This window comes from Pseudomonas koreensis (assembly GCF_025447595.1).
Lineage (GTDB): Bacteria > Pseudomonadota > Gammaproteobacteria > Pseudomonadales > Pseudomonadaceae > Aquipseudomonas > Aquipseudomonas koreensis_H.
Map to the genome: position 1 here is coordinate 33,413 of NZ_JAOEJU010000014.1, position 23,751 is coordinate 57,163.

Sequence of the window (23,751 nt, forward strand, 5' to 3'; positions counted from 1 at the left end):
GGGTGTCTCCTGGTTTGTTGTTGTTATTAAAGCGGGTTAATCAGAAGCCGTAAGGACAGCGCTATCTTCGCAATCACGCTCATACCGCCTGTTTCAGGCCATGGGCCTGCCACCAGACGTGGGCTTGCGAGGCCAGTTCTTCAACGCTGTGGATCGAAGCATTCAGGGCCAGGGTCAACGGCTCGCCCTTGGGCGATTCGAGGGTGGCGAACTGGCTTTCGATCAAGGTGGCCGGCATGAAGTGACCCGGACGGTGGGACACACGTTCGGCGGCCACTTGCGGCGTCAATTCGAGGAACACGAAGCCCAGGCCCGGCAAGGCGCTGCGCAGACGTTCGCGATAAATGTGCTTGAGGGCCGAGCAGGTCAGCACCGGGCGTTCGCCCAGGGCATCGACGCGACGCAGTTCATCGCACAGGCTGTCGAGCCAGCCGGCACGGTCTTCGTCGTTCAGGGGGATCCCCGCGCTCATCTTTTCGATGTTCGCGGCCGGATGGAAAGTATCGCCTTCAATGGCAGTGGCGCCGCTCAATTGGCACAGGGCCTCGCTGACGCACGTCTTGCCGCAACCGGCAACGCCCATGATGACCAGGGCGGTGATGGGATGATTCATGTAACACCTCAGCGCGCAGACAGCGCTACCTTTGCTAGCTATGACTCTAGTGCACAGGCAGAAGTTGCCGACGCCTTCTTGTCGTTTTTTTGGGTTGCAGCAGGTTTGTTCCCGACGCCAAAAAGCGAGGATCAGGCAGGACCTCGCTTACGCATTTGCAGCTGCATAAGGACAGCGCTACCTTAGTGCCTTGATTTTTGTTTGGCAAGCCGCCCGATGACCACCCCTAAAAACGATAAAAACACCCGCACCACCGGCCGTCCCACCCTTAATGAAGTCGCCCGTCTGGCCGGCGTCAGCCCGATTACCGCCTCCCGCGCCCTGCGAGGGGTCAGCACGGTTGCCACTGAATTGGTGGAAAAAGTCCAGAAAGCCGCGCTGGAACTCAACTACGTGGTCAACCCCGCCGCCCGCGCCCTGGCCTCGGCCCAGAGCCATTCGGTGGTGGTTCTGGTGCCGTCGCTGTCCAACCTTTTATTTATCGACACCCTGGAAGCCATTCATCGGGTACTGACGCCCAAAGGCTTCGAAGTGCTGATCGGCAACTTCCACTATTCCCGCGATGAAGAAGAAAACCTGCTGCGCAACTACATGGCCTATCAGCCACGCGGCTTGTTGCTGACCGGCTTCGACCGCACCGAAAGTTCGCGAAGGATGATCGAGGCCAGCAACATTCCCTGCGTATACATGATGGAACTGGACAGCGCCGCCGGGGTGAACTGCGTCGGTTTCTCCCAGCTCAGCGCCGGCGAAACGGCTGCCGAACATTTACTGTCCCGTGGTCGCAAGCGTCTGGCGTACATCGGTGCGCAGCTCGATCAGCGCACCCTGCTGCGCGGTGAGGGCTTTCGCAAGGCGCTGCAAAAGGCCGGTCGCTACGACCCGGATCTGGAAGTGCTGACCCCGCGCGCATCGTCCGTGGGCCTGGGCGGCGAGTTGTTCCTGCAACTGCTGGCGGCGCATCCGGATGTCGATGCGATCTTCTTCGGCAACGACGATCTGGCTCAGGGCGCCCTGCTCGAAGCGCTGCGCAACGGGATCAGGATCCCCGAGCAAGTGGCGATCCTCGGCTTCAACGACCTGCCGATGTCGGAGCATATGGTGCCGCGCCTGAGCAGCATCAACACGCCTCGCGAAGCGATCGGCAAGCGTGCGGCGGAGCAGATGCTGACGCTAATGGCCGGCAACAGCGTGGCGCGGCCGGTGGAGGACATGGGGTTCGAGCTGAAGATTCGCGAGAGCACCTGACCCCGCACGCCAATAACCTGTGGGAGCGAGCCTGCTCGCGATGGCGTCGTGTCAGGCTGCTCAATTGTCACAGACACACCGTAATCGCGAGCAGGCTCGCTCCCACAGGGTCTTGGTGCGGGCTCAACGGCCGAGTATTTCAACCAATGCCAGCGCGCCCTTCTGTAGCGGCTGGCTCTTGAGCCACACCGCGTGCACCGGCAGCACCAGACCGTTTTCGATGTTGCGGAAATTCAGTCGTTTCAATCGTCCGCTAGCGAGCCACGGCTGCACCACCGACAGCGGAAAATTGCCCCAGCCCAACCCTGCCTCGACCATTTCCAGCGCTGTCTCCAAATTGTCGGTGCGCCAGTGGGACTCGGCCACCAGCGGCCGGGTTTCGCTGATCGGCAAGTCGCGACTGCCGACGACGATCTGCCGCACATGCACCAGATCCTCGAGAAACAGATCCTGCCCCTGCAACAACGGACTGTCCGCCGCCAGCGTGGCGATCATCCGTTCACTGCCGACAAACTGAAACCGCTCCAGCACGCTCACGCTCAACCCGGCGAACGCCAGGCACACGCTGACCCGGCCGCTGTGGAGCATCGCCAGCACATCATCCTGCGGCGCGGTCAGCACTTCGATGTCGAGCAGCGGATGGCGCTCGCTGAGGTCCTTGATCGCCGCCAGTAACCGTCGGCGATCGATATCCGCCGCCACGCCGATCGACAACTTGCTCTCCAGCCCCAGCGACAACTGCACCGCGTGCACCTGCAATTGCTTGAGCTGATCGGCGATCAGCCGCGCATGGGGCACCAGCGACAATGCCATCGCCGTGGGCTGGGGTTCGCGATGACTGCGGTCGAACAACGCATATCCGAGTTCCGCCTCCAGATTGCCGATGGCCATGCTCACCGCCGACGGGACTTTGCCCAATGCCCTGGCCGCGGCGGAAAAAGAGCCGCGCTCGATCACGGTGAGAAACAGCTCGATGCTTTCACTGTTGAAATTCACTTCGCACACCTATCAATAAAACTGAAAGCTACTGACTTTTTCTGTCACCTCCATTGAAGCTATCTTTCGTCGCCTTCGCCAGCCCCACTGGCGACAAGTCGCAAGAAAGAGGCAATTCCCCATGCAAGGCGTCAAACGCAAACTGGTCTATGTGTCGCTCTATGAAGTGATCGGCATGACCTTCTCGGCCCTCGGCCTGACCCTGTTGTCCGGCACGTCGCCCGGCAGCACCGGCCCGCTGGCGGTGATCATCACCACCATCGCTGTGACCTGGAATTTCATCTACACCTCGCTGTTCGAGCGCTGGGAAAGCCGCCAGGTGTCACGCACCCGCACGGTGAAACGGCGCATCGCCCACGCCGTCGGCTTTCAGCTGACACTGATCGTGTTTCTGATTCCGCTGATCGCCTGGTGGATGAACATCAGTCTGGTGCAGGCCTTTCTGCTGGATCTGGCACTGATCGTGTTCATCCCTTGCTACACCTTCGCGTTCAACTGGCTGTTCGATAAGGTGTTCGGCCTTCCGGCCTCGGCATTACCGGATCCACAGCCCGCGACATAAATCGTTAATAGGTAAGCAGATATTGCAAGAAATCGGCGGTTTTCCCGTGCCAACCGCCGATATAAACAATCCTTGATTTCCGATAGCAGGCTAAGCTTTTCCATCAATAAAAAATGGATCAGCCCATGACTGCACACACCCCCGCCGCGCAACGCGACGGCATCGACCCGATACGCGCCGCCGAGATTTCCGCCCGCATCGACCGCCTCCCGGCAGTCGCCACGATCTGGCGGCTGGTGGCGCTGCTGTCGATCGGTGGTTTCTTCGAACTCTACGACCTGTTCCAGACCGCCTATATCAGCCCCGGGCTGATCCGCGACGGCATCTTCGCCACCGGCAATCAGGGCGTGTTCGGTTTCTCCGATCAGGCCGCGTTCGCCTCGGCGACGTTCCTCGGTCTGTTTCTCGGCGCGAGCCTGCTGAGCCCGATGGCGGATCGGTTTGGACGGCGCGCGATCTTCACTTTCGCGCTGGTCTGGTACACCGTGGCCACGGTGCTAATGGGCGTGCAGAGTTCGGCGCTGGGGATCATCTGCATGCGTTTCCTGGTGGGCATCGGCCTCGGCATCGAGCTGGTGACCATCGACGCCTACCTCTCGGAACTGGTGCCCAAACGCATGCGCAGTTCGGCGTTCGCTTTCGCGTTTTTTGTGCAGTTTTTGTCGGTGCCGGCGGTGGCACTGATGTCCTGGTGGCTGGTGCCGCAGGCGCCGTTCGGGGTGTCCGGCTGGCGTTGGGTGGTGCTGGCGAGTGCGGTGTTTGCGCTGTTCATCTGGTGGCTGCGCAAACGTCTGCCGGAGTCGCCTCGCTGGTTGGCGCAGCACGGCCGTTTCGATGAGGCGAACCGGATTCTCGATAACATCGAGGCGCGCTGCGAGAAAGATCACCGCCAGCCACTGGACGCGCCGGAAGCCGTGGCTGTCGACGTCGAAGGCAAGGGCCGTTTCGCCGACATCTGGCAACCGCCCTACCGCCGCCGCGCACTGATGCTGATCGTCTTCCACATCTTCCAGGCCATCGGTTTCTTCGGCTTCGGCAACTGGTTGCCGGCGCTGCTTTCCGGTCAGGGCGTGAGTGTCACTCACAGCCTGATGTACGCGTTCATCATCACCCTCGCCTACCCGCTCGGGCCGCTGCTGTTCGTGAAATTCGCCAACCGTTTCGAGAACAAGTGGCAGATCGTCGGCTCGGCTCTCGGCGCCATGACCTTCGGCACCTTGTTCGCGTTGCAGACCAGCGCCTTCGGCCTCATCTTCTGCGGTGTGATGATCACCTTCTGTAACGCCTGGCTGAGCTTCAGCTATCACTCCTATCAGAGCGAACTGTTCCCCACCAATATCCGCGCCCGGGCGGTAGGGTTCTGCTATTCGTTCAGTCGATTGTCGACGGTGTTCAGCAGCCTGTTGATCGGTTTGTTCCTCGATCATTTCGGCACACCGGGTGTATTGGCGTTCATCGTCGCCAGCATGTTGATCGTGATGCTGACCATCGGCTACTTCGGCCCCCGCACACGTAACCTGGCGCTGGAAAACATTGCCCATCGTTGACAGGCAACGGTCATCCTCTGCCGCCCTCCGGCAAGGGATGACCGCTTCATCTGGTTATGCTTGAACTCAAGTCACTGAAATCAAACGACATCTTAGAAAGGCACGATATTTGCTGCCGTAGGGCTGACAGTCATTACCTACAGGTTTACCCATCATGTTGGTCAGTGCAAAACAACAGCAAATCATCCATCTGCCCAAGCACCTGAATGATGATGCAACCACCACCGCCGCTGCCGGCCTGCAAGGCGGGTTGCATGGCGCAATGCTGCAAACCCTGCAAGCCCAGACCCAGGCGCAAACCGCTGAAGCCACCGCCAAGGCGCAAGAGTCGGCCACCCAGCTCGCCACTCAGCAAGTCAGCGAAGCCACGCGCATCAGCGACAACGTCGACGAAGCCTTTGCCAAGACCCGTGTCGCCCTGCAAACCTCCGACACTTCGCCGACCAAATCCTCAGGTTCATCGGCCCTGGACGAGTTCAAGGACTACATGAGCAAAACGCCGGAACAGCGTCTGCGCGACAGTATCCTGAAAGAGATGGGCCTGACCGAGGACGACATCAAAGCCATGCCGCCGGAGAAACAACTGGCCATCGGCAAAGAAATCGCCGAGCGCCTGCAGGACAAGATGAAGCTGGCCGAAGCCGAGAAGCAGAACAAACAAGACGCCAACTCGGCGAAGATCAGCGACGAGTCGGCAGACAAGTTCCTCGCCGCACTCTGACTGCTGCCGCTTGTATCGGATTAAACACTGACACCTGTGGGAGCGGGCTTGCCCGCGATAGCGGTGGTCCAATCAACACTAATGTTGAATGTGCTGACGCCATCGCGGGCAAGCCCGCTCCCACAAGTTTTCGGATGTTGCGTAAAGTCAGTTCAACTGCAACGTCTCGTTGAACTGGCTGATCGCATCCACCACATGCCGCGAGCCCTGCTGAATCTCGCGGATCGCGTCCCCCGCCTCGTTCGCCAGTTCCACCCCGAGCCCGGTGCGGCTCAGGCTCGACTGCATGCTCGACACTGCACTCAATGACAGCTCATGGTTCTTGCGCACCACATCGACAATTTCCAGGGTCGCCTGACTGGTCCGCGCCGCGAGGCTACGCACTTCGTCCGCCACCACCGCAAAACCGCGTCCGTGCTCACCCGCCCGCGCCGCTTCGATGGCCGCGTTGAGCGCCAGCAGGTTGGTCTGGTCGGCGATCCCGCGAATGGTCTGGACGATGGTGCCGATGATGTCCGACTGCTTGCTGACCGCATCGATGCTCAGCGCCGCTTCGTTGAGGTCGCGGGAAATGTCCTGAATGATCTGCACCGTTTGCTGCACGACCTGTGAGCCTTTTTGCGCACAGGCGTCGTTTTGTACCGAAGTGCTGTGGGCCGATTCCGCAGCAGTCTGCAAGGTGGTCATCTGGTGAGTGATATCGCTGGCAAACTTCACCACTTTGTACAACCGGCCCTTGGCGTCGAACAGCGGGTTGTACGAGGCTTCCAGATAAACCGTCTGCCCGGACTTGTTCTTGCGCTCGAACCGGTGCGAGTGATATTCGCCGCGATTGAGCGAAGCCCAGAACGCCTTGTACTGCGCGGACTCGGCTTCGACCCGGTGACAGAACAGACTGTGGTGATGGCCGACGATTTCGTTGAGCGAGTACTGCATGGTGTTAAGGAAGTTTTCGTTGGCGCTGATCACATTGCCTTCCGGAGTGAATTCGATCACTGCCATCGAGCGACCGATCGCGGCCAGCATGCTTTCCTCTTCGTGCTCCTTGTTCACCCTCGCCGTGATATCCGAAGCCACTTTGATCACGCTCCGGACTTGTTTGTCCGGGCCATACACCGGCATGTAACTGGCTTCGAGCCAGATCTCCTGACCGCGCTTGTTCAAGCGCAGGAATGTCCCGCTGAGCGGTTCACCACGGGCCAGGTCACGCCACAACCTGGCGTATTCCTCGCTGCGGTAGAACGCTTCTTCACAAAAGATCCGGTGATGTTTGCCACGCACTTCTTCGGCGCTGTAGCCCATGGTCTTGCAGAAATTGTCATTGGCATCCAGAACGATGCCGTCAGGGGTGAACTCGATCATCGCCATCGAACGGCTGATCGCCGCCAACTTCGCATTGGCTTCAGTCAATGCACAACTGAAGCGCTCGATTTCCTGCAGGTCAGCCTTGTGATGTAGGTTGAACATGTTTCTATCACCTTCCGCGCGGTTCTTTGATTTGATGAAAGTTCAGGTCTTTCAGAATCCACCACTACGTTCCATGGAACAGGCACACGCATTCCTCCAGGGGAGGAAGTTGTCAGGTGATAAACGATGGTCAATCGGAGAGTCCGTGCAGCAACGCTCTAATCAAGACATCCTTCTCTTGATAGCCCGCAGGCGGGCCATTCCTAACGTGTAGAAGAACTTCCATTTAAAAACAGCTCCTTGTCGGTCAAGTGTCGGTGCCTTGAATTGCGCACTCTGGCAGCTTTGAAATCGGTAACCGCTAGCGGTCGAAGCGCATTGGGTCGCGTTCGACATAGTTAGTTATGAATGAGCATAGACAGCACAAGGCCTTGCGCAAGGCCACTAGTCGGCCAGCACTGAGGGAATTCGGACAGGAAGCGGACGAGAAACGGTTCAGCGAATTCGGCTTGTTTGATCTATCGCTTTCGCGAGCAGGCTCGCTCCCACAGGGTCCTGCGCAATATTCAAAGTGGCGCAACACCTGTGGGAGCGAGCCTGCTCGCGAAGACGGAGTAACAGCCGCTACAGGAATATCAGGAATAATTACAGACTGCCGCTCACCTTGTTCGCCACCTCTCCCGGCACCCAGGGACTCCACACTTGCGGTTGATCGCGCAGAAACGCTTCGGCCACCTGACGTGGTTGCTGGCGCTTCTCGCTCATCCCGGCCAGGGTCTGGTTCAGCAGATCAATCGGCAAATCGACTTTCTCAAAGAACGTCACCAACTCCGGGTACTGCGCCTTGAACGGCGCCGACACACCAATCGCCAGGCTCGCCGGCATCGAGCGCGTGCCTTTCGGATTGGGATTGTTGGCATCGGCCAGGGTTTTCCAGGCTTCGGCATCGAACGGCGGCTCTTCCAGCTTCACCAGTTTGAAGCGACCGAGCAGCGGCGTCGGCGACCAGTAGTAGAACAGCACCGGTTTGCCGCGCTTGATCGACGACGCCACCTCGGCATCCAGCGCCGCGCCGGAGCCGGTGCGGAAGTTGACGAAGCTGTCGTTCAGCGCATAGGCCTTGAGCTTCTGGCTGTTGACGATTTCCGAAGTCCAGCCGGTCGGGCTGTTGAGGAAACGCCCACGGCTCGGGTCTTCCGGGTCCTTGAACACGTCCTTGTAGCGCGGCAGGTCGGCCACAGATTTAAGCTCCGGCGCCAGCGGTTTGATCCCGCGCTCCGGGTCGCCCTTGATCACGTATTCCGGCACCCACCAGCCTTCGGTGGCGCCCTTCACGGTGTCGCCGAGGCCGAACACCTTGCCCTCGGCGGCAGCCTTGACCCACGCCGGACTGCGCCCGGCCCACTCTTCGCCGATCACTTGAATATCGTTTTTCGCCAGCGCCGCTTCGAGGCTGACGGTGCTGCCCGGCAGCGTATCGGTCGGGTAGCCGTAGCCTTTTTCGACGATCAGACGCAGCACTTCGGTGATGAAACTGCCGCTTTCCCAGGTGATGTCGCCGAAGTGGATCGGCGCTTTTGTTTCCGAGGCGACAACATGCCCGGCAGTCAGGGTCAGGGCCAGCAGCGAACTGCCGAGCAGGGTTTTGATCGATCTCATGCGGACCTCTTGTTCTGGGAGGAAATCAGGGTTTGGTTGGCGCTGTGGCGGTTGCAAAGGGCCTGGGAGCGGGTCATGTACATGCTCACCGAACGCTGGGAGATGCCCAGTTCGGCAGCGATTTGCGGGTAGGTCAGGCCGTCGATGCGGGCCAGCAGAAAGGTCGAGCGCACCTTGCCCGGCAGGCGCTGGAGCGTCCGGTCCAGTTGCTTGAGGCTCTGCGACAGGTCGGCGAGTTCTTCGGGAGACGGCGCGTGATCGAGGTCGCCCTGTTGCAATTGATGCAGATGCCGACGCTCCAGATCGCCCCGCCGCCAGCGCTCATACAGCAGGCGTTGGGCGATGGTGGTGAGCAACGCGCGGGGTTCGCGAATGGCGGTCAGCCCCGGCGCTTCGAGCAGTTGCGCGAAGGTTTCGGCGGCAATGTCTTCGGCGGTGGCCGCATCATTCGATTGCCGACGCAGACGTGTGCACAACCACTGGTAATGGTCGCGAAACAACGTGTTCACATGATTGCAATGGGATGAGTCGGCGCCGGACATGGGGGCTCCTTGGTAAAGGGTCGCTGAATGTCCGGTCGTCCGGTGGCGCGATCCTAGCAAGGTGCCTTATGCGTTAAAAATACTTAAAAAGAATTTTTATATTCCATTAGTGAATTACAAGAAGTCGCTAGCGCAAGCGGACATAACCCAGTTCCTCGGCCTCGCGCTGGTAATCCAGCAGAACGAGGTAATCGCTTTCGCTGGCGGGCAGCACTTCGGACAAGCCGAGGATGCGGGCCACCTCGGGCAAGTCTTGAAGGCTGCGGTTCATGGCCCGGCGCAGGTGTTCGATCTGCTGGTCCGTCGTGCTGGCCGCAGTGATGAAGGGTAAGGTCGGGCTGAACGCACTGCGCGCCACCACCCTCAATCCGCTGACCTCTGCGGTGGCGTACTGCGCCAGATACGCAAAGGTCACGCTGTCGATGGCCGCCAGATCGGCAAGGTCTTCACGCAACCAGCGCAGGCTTTCGCGATGACCGCCACTGATGCCGACCGAAGCGAAAAACCGGCCGTCCCGGTGCAACGGCGCCAGACGCTGACGCAACAGGTTCATGCCGCTGTTGGAGTCTTCGCTGTTGATCACCCCGCGACTGTCGAAGAACTCCGCCAGATTGCGACGCCGATCATCGGTGCGGGCGAGGATCAGGCTGCAATGATTGCCGGCGCTGGCGTCCGGCAATTCGTAGCGCGGACGGCCGACAATCCTGACCTGCCCGCGTAGAGCGGTCATCAGTGGATAGCCGCAAGTCTGGGTCAGCAACAACTCAGGTGAGCGCCAGAGTTCAAGCAACGACAAGCCGTCGGCATCGAGCCGCGAACGGCCGAGGTGTTCGAGGATCCGCGCCAGCCACTGCTCATTCGCCGCGCGAATCGGCTCGGGTGCGATGTACATCAACAGCTCTGCGTAACCTGACGTCATGCTGGCCTCAAATAAACGGATGCTGCGGGCTGTCGATCGGCTTGATGCCGTGCCGGCGCCACAATTGTCCATAACCTTGCACCAGAAATCCGCCGCTGCGCGCCACCCATTGCTCCCGGCGCATGCGGTAGGCCTCGGGCAAGTCGTACCACGAAAGCTTCGGCAAATCGTGGTGCACCAGATGGAAATTCAGGTTCAGGAACAGCCAGCGCCACGGCCATCCGGCTTCGTTGAGCACCGTGCGCTGCTCCGGTTGCGTGTGCGGCCGGTGTTCATAGTAGGAGCGAACCATCGCGATCGACAGCGACGGGACGCTGATCAGAAACAGGTAATGCCAGATCGGTAACACGCTGTAGCGGGCGATGAAAAACAGCATCAGCACGGTCAGCGCGCCGTGGGTCAGCCACATCAGCCAGGCCTGGCGCTCGCCGTTTTTCAGGCGTTGCAGTTCTTCGCCGGCCAGCGCCAGCAACGCCAGCGGTGCGCCAAGAACGAATCGGCCCAATACGGTTTTGTTCAGCCAGTGCAGGCTGCGCTCAAACAGCGAACTGCCCTGCCAGCGTTCGGCGCTCAGGTAACGGCTCTCGGGATCGACACCGGGAATCGTAAGGTCTTCATCGCGATGGTGCTGCAAATGGCTGTCGCGATAGAGCGTGTAGGGATACCACACGGCGAACGGTGCATAACCGAGGAATTTGTTGACGAAGGTCCAGCGGGTCGGATGGCCGTGAAGCAGTTCGTGCTGCACCGACAGCCACAGCACCAGCAACGGAATCAGCAGCAGCGTGCTCCACCAGATACCGAGCCATTCGCTGCCCAGCACAATCGCGAACCAGCCGCCGTACACGCCGATCAGCAGCAGCCAGGTCGGCCACTCGGTGCGGGCGGTGAAGCGCTGGCGCAGAGTTTCGATTTGCTGACGATGCTGATCGTCAAAGTAATGGGCCATGGCGTTGCTCGGAAAAGGAGTCCATTCCTTCTGTGCAACGACAACGGAGATTCTTGCAGTTTATTTTTGCAGGCTGTTTTCAAGGACAAGACAGGAGCCCGGATCCGGGCTCCTGAACGGCGTGATCAATGGCCAAAGATGTCGACTTTTTTCGCCCTTTTCTCGTGACGCTTCTCGATGGCGGTCTTGGCCGGTTTCTTCTTCGCAGCTTTCTTCGCATCCATACCTTTGGACATGATGCGTACTCCACTCAGAGGGAATGTGAGATCAGGTATACACCTATCCCGGCGGGCACGTTGTTTTATAATCCGCGACTTTTTCACCGGCAGTCCGATTCATGACCGACATCCGTTACAGCCAGCTCGACGACCTGTCCTGGCCCTTGATGAACAAGTTCTACCGCCAGCATCAATCGTCGATGAAAGCGGTGCGCGAGGCGCAATTGTGGGTGGCACGGCGGGAGGAAATCGTGGCGGCGCTGTGTCTGCGGCCGGTGTCTGGCGGGCATTGGTTGACCGGGTTGTTTGTCGATCCGGCCTGCCGCGAGCAAGGCATTGCCGCGCAGTTGATCGCCGAAGCGGTGAAGGGCGTCGAGGCGCCGGTGTGGCTGTTCTGCCATCCGGACTTGCGTGGTTTCTACGAACGACGCGGCTTCACTTTCAACCCCACCCTGCCCCAGGCCATGGCCGAGCGCTTGAGCCGTTATGCGCGGAGCAAGCCGATGATTGCCATGGAGCTTTTTGAAAGCCGGTGATCCCCCTGTGGGAGCGAGCTTGCTCGCGAATGCGGTCCATCAGCTGCGAATAAATTGACTGACATTCCGCTATCGTCGGAACGCCGCCCGGAGCAAGCTCGCTCCCACAGGTTCAGTCGTCAGTGTTGGGATCGAGGTCCGGAAACATCACTTCGGTGAAACCGAACTTGCTGAAATCGGTAATGCGCGACGGGTACAGGCGCCCGATCAGGTGATCGCATTCATGCTGCACCACCCGTGCATGGAACCCCGAGGCCATGCGCACAATCGGCTCGCCCTTGGGGTCGACGCCTTCGTAACGGATCTGCTGGTAACGATCCACCGCGCCACGCAGGCCGGGCACCGACAGGCAACCTTCAAAACCCTCTTCCATCAGCGGACTGAGCGGCGTGATCAACGGATTGATCAGGATCGTCTGCGGCACGGCTTCGGCGTCCGGGTAACGCTCGCTGTGCTCGAAACCGAAGATCACCAGTTGCAGGTCGACACCGATCTGCGGCGCGGCCAGGCCAACACCGCCGACGCTTTCCATGGTCTGGAACATGTCGTCGATCAGTTGCCACAGTTCCGGGCTGTCGAGCATTTCGTCGGGTACTGGCGGGGCGATGCGCAGCAGGCGTTCATCGCCCATCTTCAGGATTTCACGGATCATGATCAGGCTTCGTCAGTGTCCGGTTTGAGCGAGTGATCGCGCCCGAGGCCGGAAACGTGTTGTTTGGGATGTTCATCGAGTTCGCCGGGGACTTTCTCGCCCGGATCCTTGCCCTCGCTGGACATGTGTTCGATCACCGCATTCATCTCCGCACCGAGCAACAACACGGCGGCGGAAATGTAGAAATACAGCAACAGCACGATGATCGCACCGATGCTGCCATACATGGCGTTGTAGTTGGCGAATGTCTTGACGTAGAACGCGAAGCCCAGAGACGCGATGATCCACACCACCACCGCCAGCACCGAGCCCGGCGTGATGAAGCGAAACTCCTGTTTCACGTCTGGCATCACGTAGTAGATCACAGCCACGGCAACCATCATCAGGATCACGATCACCGGCCAGCGGGCGATCGTCCACACCGTAACAATGAAGTCCTCCAGCCCGACCTGGCCAGCGATCCAGCCCATCACCTGCGGCCCCAGCACCATCAGTGCGGCGGCGGCCAGCAACATGCCGGCGATGCCGACGGTATAGAAAATCGATAGCGGGAAGCGCTTCCAGATGGGCCGCCCCTCAACCACGTCATAGGCGGCGTTCATCGCGCTCATCATCAGGCGCACGCCGGCGGACGCGGTGTACAAGGCAATGACGATACCCACCGAAAGCAGGCCGCCCTTGGATTGCTGCAGTTGATCGATCACCGGGTTGACCTGCTCCAGCGCCTGGGGCGGCAGGACCAGCTCAGATTGCAGGCGCAGCCAGGAGAAGAAGTCCGGCAGGTGCAGGAAGCCGATCAGGGCAATCAGGAACAGGATGAACGGGAACAGCGAGAACAGCATCTGGTAGGCCAGTGCCGAGGCATAGGTCGACATCTCGTCTTCCATGAACTCGGTGACGGTGCGCACGATGACCCGGTGCAGGGGCAGACCTTTCATGTCGGGGAAAATCATTCGCGTCTCCTTTCGCCGCAAAACAGGTTGAAGTCGTGGCGACTCAGGGGCCGTTTTTCTCTCATCAAAGTAGCTTACCTGGCGACTTTGAAACACTGGGATCCGTGACTTGATGTGAACAGGATACAGAAACGGCCATCCTTGGATGGCCGGTTCGCTGTTTCGTTCAAGGCTCGATCAAGCCTTGTCGACGCCTTTCTTGATCGCATCCTTGGCTTTGCCCACCGCCTGCTGGGCCTCACCTTTCTTTTCCTGCAGTTTGCCTTCGGCTTGCAGCTTCTGGTTGTCGGTGGCCTTGCCGACACCTTGCTTGACGTTGCCGACCGCTTCATTGGCCATGCCTTTCACTTTATCGCTCGTGCTACCCATGGTGATTCTCCTTGGAACATTAACGGGGAAAGTCAGTACGTAATGATTGACTGGCCCGGTTTGCGCCAAGTTTCATTTATTTTCGGGGCTTCATTTCGTCGCGGCGTGCAGGTTGGGCTTTATGTTTGCGAGCGTACCCCCGAGAATGCCCACCATAAGGGCGCCATGCGCCACAGATCCGATCCCGCAGGAATGTTATGAAACTCGATAAAAAGCAGGCCATCGCCCGTCGCAACCAGGAACTGGGCGGTGCCGTGCTCGGCACCAACAACTGCCACTTCGCCGAACTGAACCGCAACCGCAACATCTGGTGGTTCGACTTGCCGGTGTCGCGCCTGGCGATCGGTCAGTACGAGTGGATTCACCTGTTGATGCACACCCCGGCCACCGACGAACTGCTGCACCTGAAAGTGCCGACCGTGTTCCTGCGCGAAAAACTCGAAGGCCTGGTGATCCGCAACGAAGGCAAGCGCAAAGCAGCCCTGAGCTTGGAACTGAGCGCCGACAAGGACTCGTATCTGCAGGACATGCGCCCGGCGGGCACCAATGTGAACTTCGCGCCGTTCCGCCAGTAAACCTTCTACGCTGACCGACGCTGATCGTTCCCACGCTGCGTGGGAACGATCAAAGCGCTGAAGCCCTGCACCAACAAAAAGCCCCGCATCTGCGGGGCTTTGTTTTATGCGGCGCTTTTCGCCTTGATCTTCTTCAGCTCTTCGTCGCGCAGTTCGCGACGCAGGATCTTGCCGACGTTGGTGGTCGGCAGCGCATCGCGGAACTCCACCGAACGCGGCACCTTGTAGCCGGTGACGTTGGCGCGCATGTGCTCCATCACCTGTTCCTTGGTCAGCGTGACGCCCGGTTTGGCGACGATGAAGATCTTGATCGCCTCGCCGGATTTTTCGTCCGGAATACCGATGGCCGCGCACTGCAACACGCCCGGCAAGGCCGCCAGCACGTCTTCCAGCTCGTTCGGGTACACGTTGAAACCGGAGACCAGAATCATGTCTTTCTTGCGATCGACGATGCGCATGTAGCCGTCCGGCTGGATCAGCGCGATGTCACCGGTCTTCAGCCAGCCTTCGCTGTCGAGCATCTCGTCGGTGGCTTCCTGACGCTGCCAGTAACCCTTCATCACTTGCGGGCCCTTGACGCACAGCTCACCGATTTCACCCAGCGGCTGCTCGACACCGGCATCGTCGATGACTTTGCACAGGGTCGATGGCACCGGAATGCCGATGGTGCCGATCTGGATGTTCTGGATCGGGTTGACCGTGGCCACCGGGCTGGTTTCGGTCATGCCGTAACCTTCGCAGATCGGGCAACCGGTGACTGCTTTCCAGCGCTCGGCCGCGGCCAGTTGCAGGGCCATGCCGCCGGACAGGGTGACTTTCAGCGCCGAGAAATCCAGCTTGCGGAAACCTTCGTTGTTGCACAGGGCCACGAACAGCGTGTTGAGGCCGACGAAACCGCTGAACTTCCACTTCGACAGTTCCTTGACCATCGCCGGCAGGTCGCGCGGGTTGCTGATCAGGATGTTGTGGTTGCCGATCAGCATCATCGCCATGCAATGAAAGGTGAACGCATAGATGTGATACAGCGGCAGCGGGGTGATCAGGATCTCGCAACCTTCATTGAGGTTGGAGCCCATCAGCGCCTTGCACTGCAGCATGTTGGCGACAAGGTTGCGATGGGTGAGCATCGCGCCCTTGGCCACGCCGGTGGTGCCGCCGGTGTATTGCAGCACTGCGACATCGCCGCTGTCCGGGTTGGCTTCGGCAACCGGCTGACCCTGGCCCTTGCTCAGCACGTCGTTGAACTTGACGGCTTTTGGCAGGTGATAGGCCGGGACCATTTTCTTCACGTACTTGATGACGCTGTTGATCAGCAGGCGCTTGATCGGCGGCAGCAAGTCTGCGACTTCGGTGACGATGACGTGTTTGACGCCGGTTTTCGGCACCACGGCTTCGGCCAGGTGCGCCATGTTCGCCAGGCACACCAGCGCCTTGGCACCCGAGTCGTTGAATTGGTGTTCCATTTCCCGCGCGGTGTACAGCGGGTTGGTATTGACCACGATCAGCCCGGCACGGATGGCACCGAAGACGGCGACCGGGTACTGCAACACATTGGGCAGTTGCACGGCGATTCGATCACCGGGCTGCAAATCGGTATGCTGTTGCAGATAAGCGGCAAACGCACCGGACAATTCGTACAGTTCACCGTAGGTGATGGTCTTGCCCAGGTTGCTGAACGCCGGTTTGTCGGCGAAGCGTTGGCAGGATTGCTTCAACACTGCCTGAATATTCGGGTACTCGTCTGGATTGATGTCGGCAGCAATTCCAGCGGGGTACTTATCCTTCCAAAAGTCTTCGATCATGGAAGCCCACTCCTCAGCAACGCGAATTCAGCACCGCATTTGATGCGATTATTATTGGTGTTTGTTTATTGGTGAGTCTGGCTTTTTACAAGGCCGAGAAGTCACAAAGCGCGCCGAGAGTAGCAGCTTTGCCAAGGGTCGACTAGAGCCAAAAGCGGCCCCTACAGTCATTTTCATGACTCAAGAACTACTGGCAGTCATTTTAGAGCAAAAATCCTATAACACCTTGAAAGTCCCGGTTTTCGGGGTCCTGAAACAAAAATCGCGAGCAGGCTCGCTCCCACAGGATCATCGATAACCCTGTGGGAGCGAGCCTGCTCGCGATTGCGCTAAGCGCGGTCTATTTATGCGATATCGCGCAACTCCCTCCGCAGGATTTTCCCGACAGGCGTCATCGGCAACGACTCACGCAGCACAATGTGTTTCGGCACCTTGTACGCCGTGAAATTCTCTTTGCAGTAGGCCTTCAGCTCTTCCAGGCTCACGCCGGTTTCCCGCGCCACCACAAACAACTTTACCGCCTCGCCGGAACGTTCGTCCGGCACGCCGATCACCGCGCAGTTGGCGACTTTCGGGTGAGCCATCACCACGTCTTCGATTTCATTCGGGTACACGTTGAAACCGGAGACGATGATCATGTCTTTCTTGCGGTCGACAATACGCACGAACCCGTCCGGATCGATCACCGCGATGTCGCCGGACTTGAACCAGCCCTCGGCATCCAGCACCTCGGCCGTGGCCTCGGGTTTCTGCCAGTAGCCCTTCATGATCTGCGGGCCCTTGATGCACAGCTCACCGCGCTCGCCCAGAGGCTGCTCGACGCCATCGTCATTGATGACTTTCAACCGGGTGCCTGGCACCGGCAGACCGACCGTGCCGATCCGCGACAGCTCGCCATACGGGTTGGTGCAGGCCACCGGCGAGGTTTCGGTCAGGCCATAGCCTTCGGTGATCCGGCAACCGGTGATCTGCTCCCAACGCTCGGCGGTGGCCTTGACCAGCGCAGTACCGCCGGAGTTGGTGAGCTTGAGGGTGGAGAAATCCAGGGTCTTGAAGTCCGGATGATCCATCAGCGCGACAAACAGCGTGTTGAGCCCCAGCAGCGCCGAGAACTTCCAGTTCTTCAGCTCCTTGATGAAGCCGCCGATGTCACGCGGGTTGGTGATCAGCACGTTGTGGTTGCCCGACACCATCATGCACATGCAATTCGCGGTGAAGGCATAGATGTGGTACAGCGGCAGCGGCGCGATCATCACTTCCTGACCTTCGCGCAGCAGCGGCTGGCCGTCGCTGCCGAACTGGCCGAGACAGGCGCGCACCTGCTGCATGTTGGCAACCAGATTGCCGTGGGTGAGCATCGCGCCCTTGGCCAGGCCGGTGGTGCCGCCGGTGTATTGCAGGACAGCGATGTCGTCCAGACCGACCTTCAGTGGCTTGATGCCCAGGCCCCGGCCCATGCGCAACGCGCTTTTGAAGGAAATCGCCTGGGGCAGCGAGTACGCCGGGACCATTTTCTTCACTTTGCTGACCACGGTGTTGACCAGCCAGCCCTTGGCGGTGGGCATCAGGTCACCCATCTTCGCTTCGATCAGGTATTGAATGTCGGTGTCCGGCAGCACTTCCTGAACCTTCTGGCCGAACATGTTCAGGTACACCAGCGCCCGGGCGCCGGAGTCCTTGAACTGGTGACGCATCTCGCGCGCGGTGTACAGCGGGTTGGTGTTGACCACGATCAGCCCGGCACGGAGGGCACCGAACACGGCAATCGGATAATGCAGGACGTTGGGCATCTGCACCGCGATGCGATCCCCCGGTGCCAGATCGGTGTGGGCTTGCAGATAACCGGCGAACGCGGCGCTCTGGCGCTCCAGCTCGGCGTAGGTCAGGGTCACGCCCATGTTGCTGAACGCCGGGCGATCAGCGAATTTCTTGCAGGAACGCTCGAACACCTCGATCACCGACTTGAATTCACCCGCGTCGATGTCCAGGGGTACGCCCGCCGGGCGTTTGTCATTCCAGAAATCAGGTTGCATTGTTCTTGTCCTCTTTACCTGAGCCGATCCGGGGCCGCTTCGCTGTCATTTCTTTCTGTCCCTGAAAAAGCCGAGAGCAAAAAGCGGGGCTTCACGGACACTAGCAGCTATGGTCAATCAGGCAAATATGGGCAAGGTCGTCATTGATCGTGTGAATCTTCCTGCCGTGGCGTGAGCAGATCGGACGCGCTATACAATGCAACCTCTGCAAGACGCTTGAGCAAAAACAGGCCGCAAAAGGAATCGCCATGATCCACGACACCTTCTGGCTGGACGCGAGTGACCGCAGCCGCCTCTTCGTCAACCAGTGGCTGCCGAACGCGCCGCTGAAGGCGGTGATTCTGCTGGCCCACGGCATGGCGGAACACAGCGCCCGTTACGCACGACTGGCAGAAGCGTTCTGCGCCGAAGGCTACGGTGTGTACGCACCCGATCAGCGCGGCCATGGCAAAACTGCCGATCATGGGACGCTCGGGCATTTCGCCGATGACGATGGCTGGTGCAAGGTGGTTGGCGATATCGCGAGCCTCAACCAGTTCCTGGGCCAGCGTCATCCGAGGGTGCCGATCGTGCTGCTCGGGCACAGCATGGGCAGTTACATTGCCCAGGCTTATTTACTGCATCACAGCGCCAGCCTGCATGGTGCGATTCTCAGCGGCTCGAATTTCCAGCCGGTTGCGCTGTACCGAGCGGCCCGGCAGATCGCCCGTTTCGAAAAGCTGCGCCAGGGCGCCAAAGGCCGCAGCGCACTGATCGAATGGCTGTCGTTCGGCTCGTTCAACAATAAATTCAAACCGGCGCGCACCGCGTTCGACTGGCTGAGTCGCGACCCGGCCGAGGTCGACAAGTACGCCACCGACCCGCTGTGTGGCTTTCGCTGCACCAATCAACTGTGGATCGACCTGCTCGGCGGGTTGCAGCAAATCAGCAAAGCGTCCAATCTCGCCCAGATCGATCCGGGCCTGCCGCTGCTGGTGATCGGCGGCGAATGTGATCCGGTGAGCGAAGGCAAGCGTCTGACTGATCTGGCCAACGCCTTGCGCGCGGCCGGCAGCCAGAACCTGCAACTCAAGATCTACCCGCAGGCGCGGCACGAATTGTTCAACGAGAGCAACCGCGACGAAGTGACCGCCGATGTACTGGCCTGGATCGACCAGGCCCTGAGCCATCGCCGGCCGCACCGCAGCGAATAATTTTTTGTGGATTCATTTCATCCGTCACAGGAATTCAGACCCATGACCCAGGTTACCAACATCCCTTACGAAGCCCTCGAAGTGGGCCAGACCGCGAGCTACAGCAAGACTGTCGAGGAACGCGACATTCAGCTGTTCGCCGCGATGTCCGGTGACCACAACCCGGTACACCTGGACGCCGAGTTCGCCGCTGCCAGCATGTTCAAGGAACGCATCGCCCACGGCATGTTCAGCGGCGCGCTGATCAGTGCGGCAGTGGCTTGCGAGCTGCCTGGGCCGGGCACTATCTATATTGGCCAGCAGATGAGTTTCCAGAAGCCGGTGAAGATTGGCGACACCCTGACCGTGCGCCTGGAAATCCTCGAGAAACTGCCGAAATTCCGTGTGCGCATTGCCACTCGCGTGTTCAACCAGCGCGATGAGCTGGTGGTGGACGGCGAGGCCGAGATCCTGGCGCCGCGCAAGCAACAGACCGTTACCCTGCCGACCTTGCCGGCCATCAGCATCGGCTGATCGTCCTCGGTTAAATCCGGACACAAAAAAACGCCAGACCATCTGGCGTTTTTTTGTGGGCCTCGAACGCTTACGAGCGTGCGCGAGCCTGGTTACGCAGTGCCTTCACCTGATCGTGATTGCGTTGCACGCCGTGGTACTGGCGTTCGACCAGATCACGAATGCCGACCAGGTTGTGCTTGTTGATCTTCTCGATCGCTTCACGGTAAGCCTTCAGGGCGTGATCTTCACCGCGCTCGGCTTCGTTGAGCACGGCTTCTTCGTCCTTGCCGGTGAACATGGCTTTGACGTCGACCCAGCGACGGTGCAAATCACCGCTGACACTGGTCGAGGTTTCCGGATCGCCGCCCATCGAACGCACCGCCGCTTGCAACTCGGCCGCCGCAGTGGCGCAGTCAGCAGAGCGGGTTACGAACAGGGTTTTCAGTTCCGGATGCTTGATGTCTTCAGCGCAGGTCTTGAACCCTTCCTGACCGTCCTTGCTGGTTTCGATCAGGTCGTTGAGGACGGAGATGGCTTCTTTATTCATGTCAGTCATTTTTCAATTCCTTGCGTGGGTGAAAGATGCAAGGAGTGTTGCAGCGGTCGTGCCAGCTTCTCTCAAAGAATTTAATCTTTAATTTTCAATAAGTTACAAATACAACGAGAATCTGTATGCCTGTTATTTGCATGATCTGTCATTTGGCCTGCATGCAGAATGCCTGTATTTTCCGAAGTGTTTTCAAAGCCAGACGATTCCAACGATGAACCCTGAAAAGCTCGAACTGCTGATCACCCGCGAAATGCCCTTCGGCAAGTACAAGGGACGGATCATCGCCGACCTCCCTGGCCCGTACCTGAACTGGTTCGCTCGGGAAGGTTTTCCCCACGGCGAACTCGGAGGCCTGTTGGCGCTGATGCAGGAAATCGATCACAACGGCCTGTCGGAACTGCTCGAACCGTTGCGCGCCAAACACGGCAAGCCCGCCCCGCGCCACTGAGGCGTCATACTGATCCGAGGCGACCATGCCCGATAACACCCGCCGCGCCCGAGACGAAGCCTTCTGGCAAACCTTTGCCGACCGTTACGACCGCCACCCCGGCCCAGTGAACCTGGAAAACGGCTATTTCGGGCGCATGTCGCGCACCGTGGTCGAGGAGTACCAGCGCAACATCGAGCTGATCAACAACAGCAACTCGATCTACGTGCGCCAGCGTTTCGAACAGCACGACAGCCTCGACATCCGCGCGCAACTGGCCGAGCTGATCGGCGTACGCGCGCAAAGCGTAGCGTTCACCCACAACGCCACTGCCGGCCTGCAATCGCTGATCCGCAACTACAACCGCCTGCAGCCTGGCGACCAGGTGCTGATCTGCGATCTGGAATACGACACGGTCAAGGGCGCCATGCGCTGGCTGGGAAAGCATCGCGGGGTCGAGGTGATCGAGATCGAGCATGCCCACCCGGCCACTTTCGACAGCCTGCTGGCCACGTACCGCGAAGCTTTCATCCGCTATCCGAAGCTCAAGTTGATGGCCTTGACTCACGTCACCCACCGCACCGGGCTGGTGATGCCGGTGCAGGCCATCGCCACGCTGGCCAAGGAACACGGCGTCGATATCATCCTTGATGGTGCCCATGCCCTTGGTCAGATCGAGTTCGACCTGGAAGCACTGGGCATCGCCTTCGCCGGTTACAACCTGCACAAGTGGATCGGCTCGCCGCTGACCCTCGGTTTTCTCTACATTGCTCCGCAGCGTCTGGCCGACATTGACCCGGACATGGGCGAGATGCATTTTTCGGCTGGCGATATCCGCTCACGCACGCCCTACAGCACACCGAACATTCCGGCGTTGATGACACTGCCTTTGGTGTTCGAGGAACACCGTTCACTGGGTGGCGCGGCGGCCAAAGGCGCGCGGGTGAATTACCTGCGCAACCTGTGGGTCAGCGCCGTGCGTAACCTGCCGGGCATCGAAGTCACGACCCCGGACGATCCGCGTCTGTATTGCGGCATTACCTCGATGCGTTTTACCCGGCATACCGATCAGCAGGCGATGGTCGAACGCCTGCTCAACGACTACAACCTGTTCACCGTGGTGCGCAACGGCGCAGCCTGCGGGCCGTGCATCCGAGTCACGCCGTCTCTGACCACCACGGCGGCGGAAATCCAACAGTTGGTTCAGGCGCTGAACGAACTGCGTTAAACCGTGTACTTGTCGAAGTCCTCGGGCTTGATCTGCGACGACACCGCAAAGGTGTCGATGCCGATCGTGAGGTGACCGAAGTAACCGTCTTCGTGGGATTCGCGACCGATCGGCCAGACAGTCAAGGTCGAAGCGTCTCCGCCCATATCGGTGTAATAGCTGTCCTGGGCGTTGCACAGCGGCAGCGAGCCGCGCCCGCGATAGGCCTTGGCATTAAGCACGCCACGGGAAACGACCTCCGGGAAATACAGCTGCCCGACCCACGCCACATTACGTTCCTCAAGGTACTCGTTGCCTGAGACGATGCGCACCGCCACATGAATGTGCAGCGCGCGTCCCGCGTAAAAACCCGGATAGATCGTGGTGAAGCGGACCCTGCCCTTGTGGTCGCTGAACTGGCCGCCGCGCAGATAGGTGTCATCGTCGGTGCGCGGGATCGAACCGATGTCCTCGACGTCGACTTCCAGATCCGGATTGATCCGACTCCAGCCCGAATAGGCGCCACGCGCGTTGCAATGCCAGATGTCCACCAGCGCACCGCTGACCGGCTCGGCCGTCATGGCATCGACGATGGTCAGGCGTAGCAGCAAAGGCAACCCATCGGTGCCTTCGCTGATGTTGCGGCGCAGCAGTTTCGGATTACGAAAGTAAGGCCCGGCGACTTGCTCGGGGGCCAACTGATACACCGATGAAGTTGAAGACTGGTTATCCATGACACGTTCTCTCTTCCATAAGATGAACGCAGGTTAACGTCACGGCCCCACCGTCGTGCGGTAACTGTGTATCGCGCGATGTCCCGCTTCACTTTTTCTTCAGACAAAAAAAACGGTGCACCGACCAAGCGCACCGTAAAGCCGTAGAACACACAACGAAGTGTCGGGTAAAGATCAGTCCAGCAGCGCCAACGCTTCGGCGGTGCATTCCTGAATGCGGGCCCAGTCGCCGTTCTTGATCCACTCAGGATCAAGCATCCAGCTACCGCCCACGCACATGACGTTTTTCAGCGCCATGTAGCTCTTGATGTTGGCAGGGCCGACCCCGCCGGTCGGGCAGAACTTCACTTCGCCGAACGGGCCGCCGAGTGCCTTGATTGCCGCCACACCACCGCTGACTTCAGCCGGGAACAGCTTGAAGCGGCGATAACCCAGGCCATAGCCTTCCATGATGCCGGAGGCATTGCTGATGCCCGGCAGCAGCGGGATCGGGCTCTCAACGCTGGCTTCCAGCAGGTCACGAGTGATGCCCGGGGTGACGATGAATTGCGAACCGGCCGCTTCGGCCGCGGCCAGCATGTTGCGGTCGAGCACGGTGCCAGCACCGGTCACCAGTTCCGGGCGCTGTTCGCGCAGGATCTGGATCGCCTTGAGGCCGAACTGCGAACGCAGGGTCACTTCCAGCGCGGTCAGACCACCGGCGGCCAGGGCGTCGGCCAGCGGCAGCACGTCCTGTTCACGGGCGATGGTGATCACCGGCAGGATCCGCGCCTTGGCGCAGAGGCTGTCGATCAGGGCAACTTTGTCCGCCATGGAAACGGTCGGGGATGGGGTTGTCATAGCG

The 23,751-nt window shown here is 59.7% G+C and carries 25 protein-coding genes and 1 pseudogene; 10 read left to right on the forward strand and 16 right to left on the reverse strand.

Annotation, left to right across the window (positions count from 1 at the left end; all coding sequences use genetic code 11):
• Nucleotides 1-79: 79 nt before the first annotated feature.
• The gene (locus tag N8H71_RS17460) at nt 80-613 is read right to left on the reverse strand and encodes a gluconokinase (RefSeq protein ID WP_262194951.1); all 534 of its coding nucleotides are present in this window, start codon (nt 611-613) and stop codon (nt 80-82) included.
• A 216-nt stretch (nt 614-829) separates the two neighbouring features.
• Here N8H71_RS17460 and N8H71_RS17465 point away from each other — a divergent pair, with 216 nt between their 5' ends.
• Entirely contained in the window at nt 830-1,861 is a 1,032-nt protein-coding gene (locus tag N8H71_RS17465; RefSeq protein ID WP_108563054.1) for a LacI family DNA-binding transcriptional regulator, read from the forward strand.
• A gap of 123 nt (nt 1,862-1,984) precedes the next feature.
• Here the strand turns inward: N8H71_RS17465 and N8H71_RS17470 are convergent, their stop codons facing one another.
• Complete coding sequence (locus N8H71_RS17470; protein WP_262194952.1) at nt 1,985-2,857, reverse strand: LysR family transcriptional regulator; 873 nt, start codon at nt 2,855-2,857, stop codon at nt 1,985-1,987.
• Nucleotides 2,858-2,978: 121 nt separating this feature from the next.
• Here N8H71_RS17470 and N8H71_RS17475 point away from each other — a divergent pair, with 121 nt between their 5' ends.
• The 3 genes from N8H71_RS17475 to N8H71_RS17485 all read left to right on the forward strand — a co-directional run bounded on the left by N8H71_RS17475 (nt 2,979) and on the right by N8H71_RS17485 (nt 5,687).
• Nucleotides 2,979-3,419 carry a PACE efflux transporter gene (locus N8H71_RS17475; protein WP_262194953.1) on the forward strand — a complete coding sequence of 147 codons (441 nt, stop codon included), beginning with the start codon at nt 2,979-2,981 and terminating at the stop codon, nt 3,417-3,419.
• Between the two features lie 125 nt (nt 3,420-3,544).
• Entirely contained in the window at nt 3,545-4,966 is a 1,422-nt protein-coding gene (locus tag N8H71_RS17480; RefSeq protein WP_262194954.1) for an MFS transporter, read from the forward strand.
• Nucleotides 4,967-5,120: 154 nt separating this feature from the next.
• Entirely contained in the window at nt 5,121-5,687 is a 567-nt protein-coding gene (locus tag N8H71_RS17485; RefSeq protein WP_262194955.1) for a hypothetical protein, read from the forward strand.
• 147 nt (nt 5,688-5,834) lie between these two features.
• Here the strand turns inward: N8H71_RS17485 and N8H71_RS28895 are convergent, their stop codons facing one another.
• The 6 genes and pseudogenes from N8H71_RS28895 to N8H71_RS17510 all read right to left on the reverse strand — a co-directional run bounded on the left by N8H71_RS28895 (nt 5,835) and on the right by N8H71_RS17510 (nt 11,163).
• On the reverse strand, nt 5,835-6,374 hold the full coding sequence (locus N8H71_RS28895) for a methyl-accepting chemotaxis protein (protein ID WP_371320920.1): 540 nt from the start codon (nt 6,372-6,374) through the stop codon (nt 5,835-5,837).
• A 9-nt stretch (nt 6,375-6,383) separates the two neighbouring features.
• Nucleotides 6,384-7,154: pseudogene (locus tag N8H71_RS28900) on the reverse strand (PAS domain-containing protein); the annotation flags it as partial.
• Nucleotides 7,155-7,739: 585 nt separating this feature from the next.
• On the reverse strand, nt 7,740-8,753 hold the full coding sequence (locus N8H71_RS17495; protein WP_262194957.1) for an ABC transporter substrate-binding protein: 1,014 nt from the start codon (nt 8,751-8,753) through the stop codon (nt 7,740-7,742).
• The gene (locus N8H71_RS17500) at nt 8,750-9,295 is read right to left on the reverse strand and encodes a sigma-70 family RNA polymerase sigma factor (protein WP_262194958.1); all 546 of its coding nucleotides are present in this window, start codon (nt 9,293-9,295) and stop codon (nt 8,750-8,752) included. The genes N8H71_RS17495 and N8H71_RS17500 overlap by 4 nt, the downstream gene beginning before the upstream one ends.
• Before the next feature lie 127 nt (nt 9,296-9,422).
• Complete coding sequence (locus tag N8H71_RS17505) at nt 9,423-10,214, reverse strand: phosphate/phosphite/phosphonate ABC transporter substrate-binding protein (RefSeq protein WP_262194959.1); 792 nt, start codon at nt 10,212-10,214, stop codon at nt 9,423-9,425.
• Nucleotides 10,215-10,221: 7 nt separating this feature from the next.
• The gene (locus N8H71_RS17510) at nt 10,222-11,163 is read right to left on the reverse strand and encodes a fatty acid desaturase (RefSeq protein ID WP_262194960.1); all 942 of its coding nucleotides are present in this window, start codon (nt 11,161-11,163) and stop codon (nt 10,222-10,224) included.
• A gap of 337 nt (nt 11,164-11,500) precedes the next feature.
• Here N8H71_RS17510 and N8H71_RS17515 point away from each other — a divergent pair, with 337 nt between their 5' ends.
• A complete protein-coding gene (locus N8H71_RS17515) occupies nt 11,501-11,917 on the forward strand; it encodes a GNAT family N-acetyltransferase (RefSeq protein WP_262194961.1) in 417 nt (138 codons plus the stop codon).
• 112 nt (nt 11,918-12,029) lie between these two features.
• On the opposite strand, the gene def is transcribed toward N8H71_RS17515, so the two are convergent.
• From def to N8H71_RS17530, 3 genes are all read right to left on the reverse strand, one after another.
• Complete coding sequence (gene def / locus N8H71_RS17520) at nt 12,030-12,569, reverse strand: peptide deformylase (RefSeq protein ID WP_262194962.1); 540 nt, start codon at nt 12,567-12,569, stop codon at nt 12,030-12,032.
• 2 nt (nt 12,570-12,571) lie between these two features.
• Nucleotides 12,572-13,522 (reverse strand): YihY/virulence factor BrkB family protein, encoded by a 951-nt coding sequence (locus N8H71_RS17525; RefSeq protein ID WP_262194963.1) that lies wholly within the window; start codon nt 13,520-13,522, stop codon nt 12,572-12,574.
• Between the two features lie 177 nt (nt 13,523-13,699).
• A complete protein-coding gene (locus N8H71_RS17530; protein WP_230733079.1) occupies nt 13,700-13,891 on the reverse strand; it encodes a CsbD family protein in 192 nt (63 codons plus the stop codon).
• Between the two features lie 197 nt (nt 13,892-14,088).
• Here N8H71_RS17530 and N8H71_RS17535 point away from each other — a divergent pair, with 197 nt between their 5' ends.
• Nucleotides 14,089-14,466: a hypothetical protein gene (locus tag N8H71_RS17535; RefSeq protein WP_007951149.1), complete on the forward strand. Its 378-nt coding sequence runs from the start codon at nt 14,089-14,091 to the stop codon at nt 14,464-14,466.
• Nucleotides 14,467-14,570: 104 nt separating this feature from the next.
• On the opposite strand, the gene fadD1 is transcribed toward N8H71_RS17535, so the two are convergent.
• Together fadD1 and fadD2 are read right to left on the reverse strand one after the other, a co-directional pair.
• On the reverse strand, nt 14,571-16,268 hold the full coding sequence (gene fadD1 / locus N8H71_RS17540; RefSeq protein ID WP_085606558.1) for a long-chain-fatty-acid--CoA ligase FadD1: 1,698 nt from the start codon (nt 16,266-16,268) through the stop codon (nt 14,571-14,573).
• Between the two features lie 344 nt (nt 16,269-16,612).
• Nucleotides 16,613-18,301, reverse strand: a complete 1,689-nt coding sequence (gene fadD2 / locus N8H71_RS17545; protein ID WP_085745177.1) for a long-chain-fatty-acid--CoA ligase FadD2 — start codon at nt 18,299-18,301, stop codon at nt 16,613-16,615.
• A gap of 248 nt (nt 18,302-18,549) precedes the next feature.
• On the opposite strand from fadD2, the gene N8H71_RS17550 reads away from it, so the two are divergent.
• Together N8H71_RS17550 and N8H71_RS17555 are read left to right on the forward strand one after the other, a co-directional pair.
• On the forward strand, nt 18,550-19,494 hold the full coding sequence (locus N8H71_RS17550; RefSeq protein WP_262194964.1) for an alpha/beta hydrolase: 945 nt from the start codon (nt 18,550-18,552) through the stop codon (nt 19,492-19,494).
• A gap of 42 nt (nt 19,495-19,536) precedes the next feature.
• Complete coding sequence (locus N8H71_RS17555; RefSeq protein ID WP_003227420.1) at nt 19,537-20,007, forward strand: MaoC family dehydratase; 471 nt, start codon at nt 19,537-19,539, stop codon at nt 20,005-20,007.
• Nucleotides 20,008-20,077: 70 nt separating this feature from the next.
• Here N8H71_RS17555 and N8H71_RS17560 read toward each other — a convergent pair whose 3' ends face one another.
• Nucleotides 20,078-20,545, reverse strand: a complete 468-nt coding sequence (locus N8H71_RS17560) for a PA2169 family four-helix-bundle protein (RefSeq protein WP_129395188.1) — start codon at nt 20,543-20,545, stop codon at nt 20,078-20,080.
• A gap of 205 nt (nt 20,546-20,750) precedes the next feature.
• Between N8H71_RS17560 and N8H71_RS17565 the strand changes: the two genes are divergently transcribed.
• Nucleotides 20,751-20,987: a DUF3820 family protein gene (locus N8H71_RS17565; RefSeq protein ID WP_003213031.1), complete on the forward strand. Its 237-nt coding sequence runs from the start codon at nt 20,751-20,753 to the stop codon at nt 20,985-20,987.
• Between the two features lie 25 nt (nt 20,988-21,012).
• Entirely contained in the window at nt 21,013-22,194 is a 1,182-nt protein-coding gene (locus N8H71_RS17570; protein WP_262194965.1) for an aminotransferase class V-fold PLP-dependent enzyme, read from the forward strand.
• On the opposite strand, the gene N8H71_RS17575 is transcribed toward N8H71_RS17570, so the two are convergent.
• Both N8H71_RS17575 and N8H71_RS17580 read right to left on the reverse strand, forming a co-directional pair.
• A complete protein-coding gene (locus N8H71_RS17575; RefSeq protein WP_262194966.1) occupies nt 22,191-22,907 on the reverse strand; it encodes an intradiol ring-cleavage dioxygenase in 717 nt (238 codons plus the stop codon). The genes N8H71_RS17570 and N8H71_RS17575 overlap by 4 nt on opposite strands.
• Before the next feature lie 174 nt (nt 22,908-23,081).
• Nucleotides 23,082-23,747, reverse strand: coding sequence for a bifunctional 4-hydroxy-2-oxoglutarate aldolase/2-dehydro-3-deoxy-phosphogluconate aldolase (locus tag N8H71_RS17580; RefSeq protein WP_011335602.1), 666 nt, complete (start codon nt 23,745-23,747; stop codon nt 23,082-23,084).
• Nucleotides 23,748-23,751: the final 4 nt, after the last annotated feature.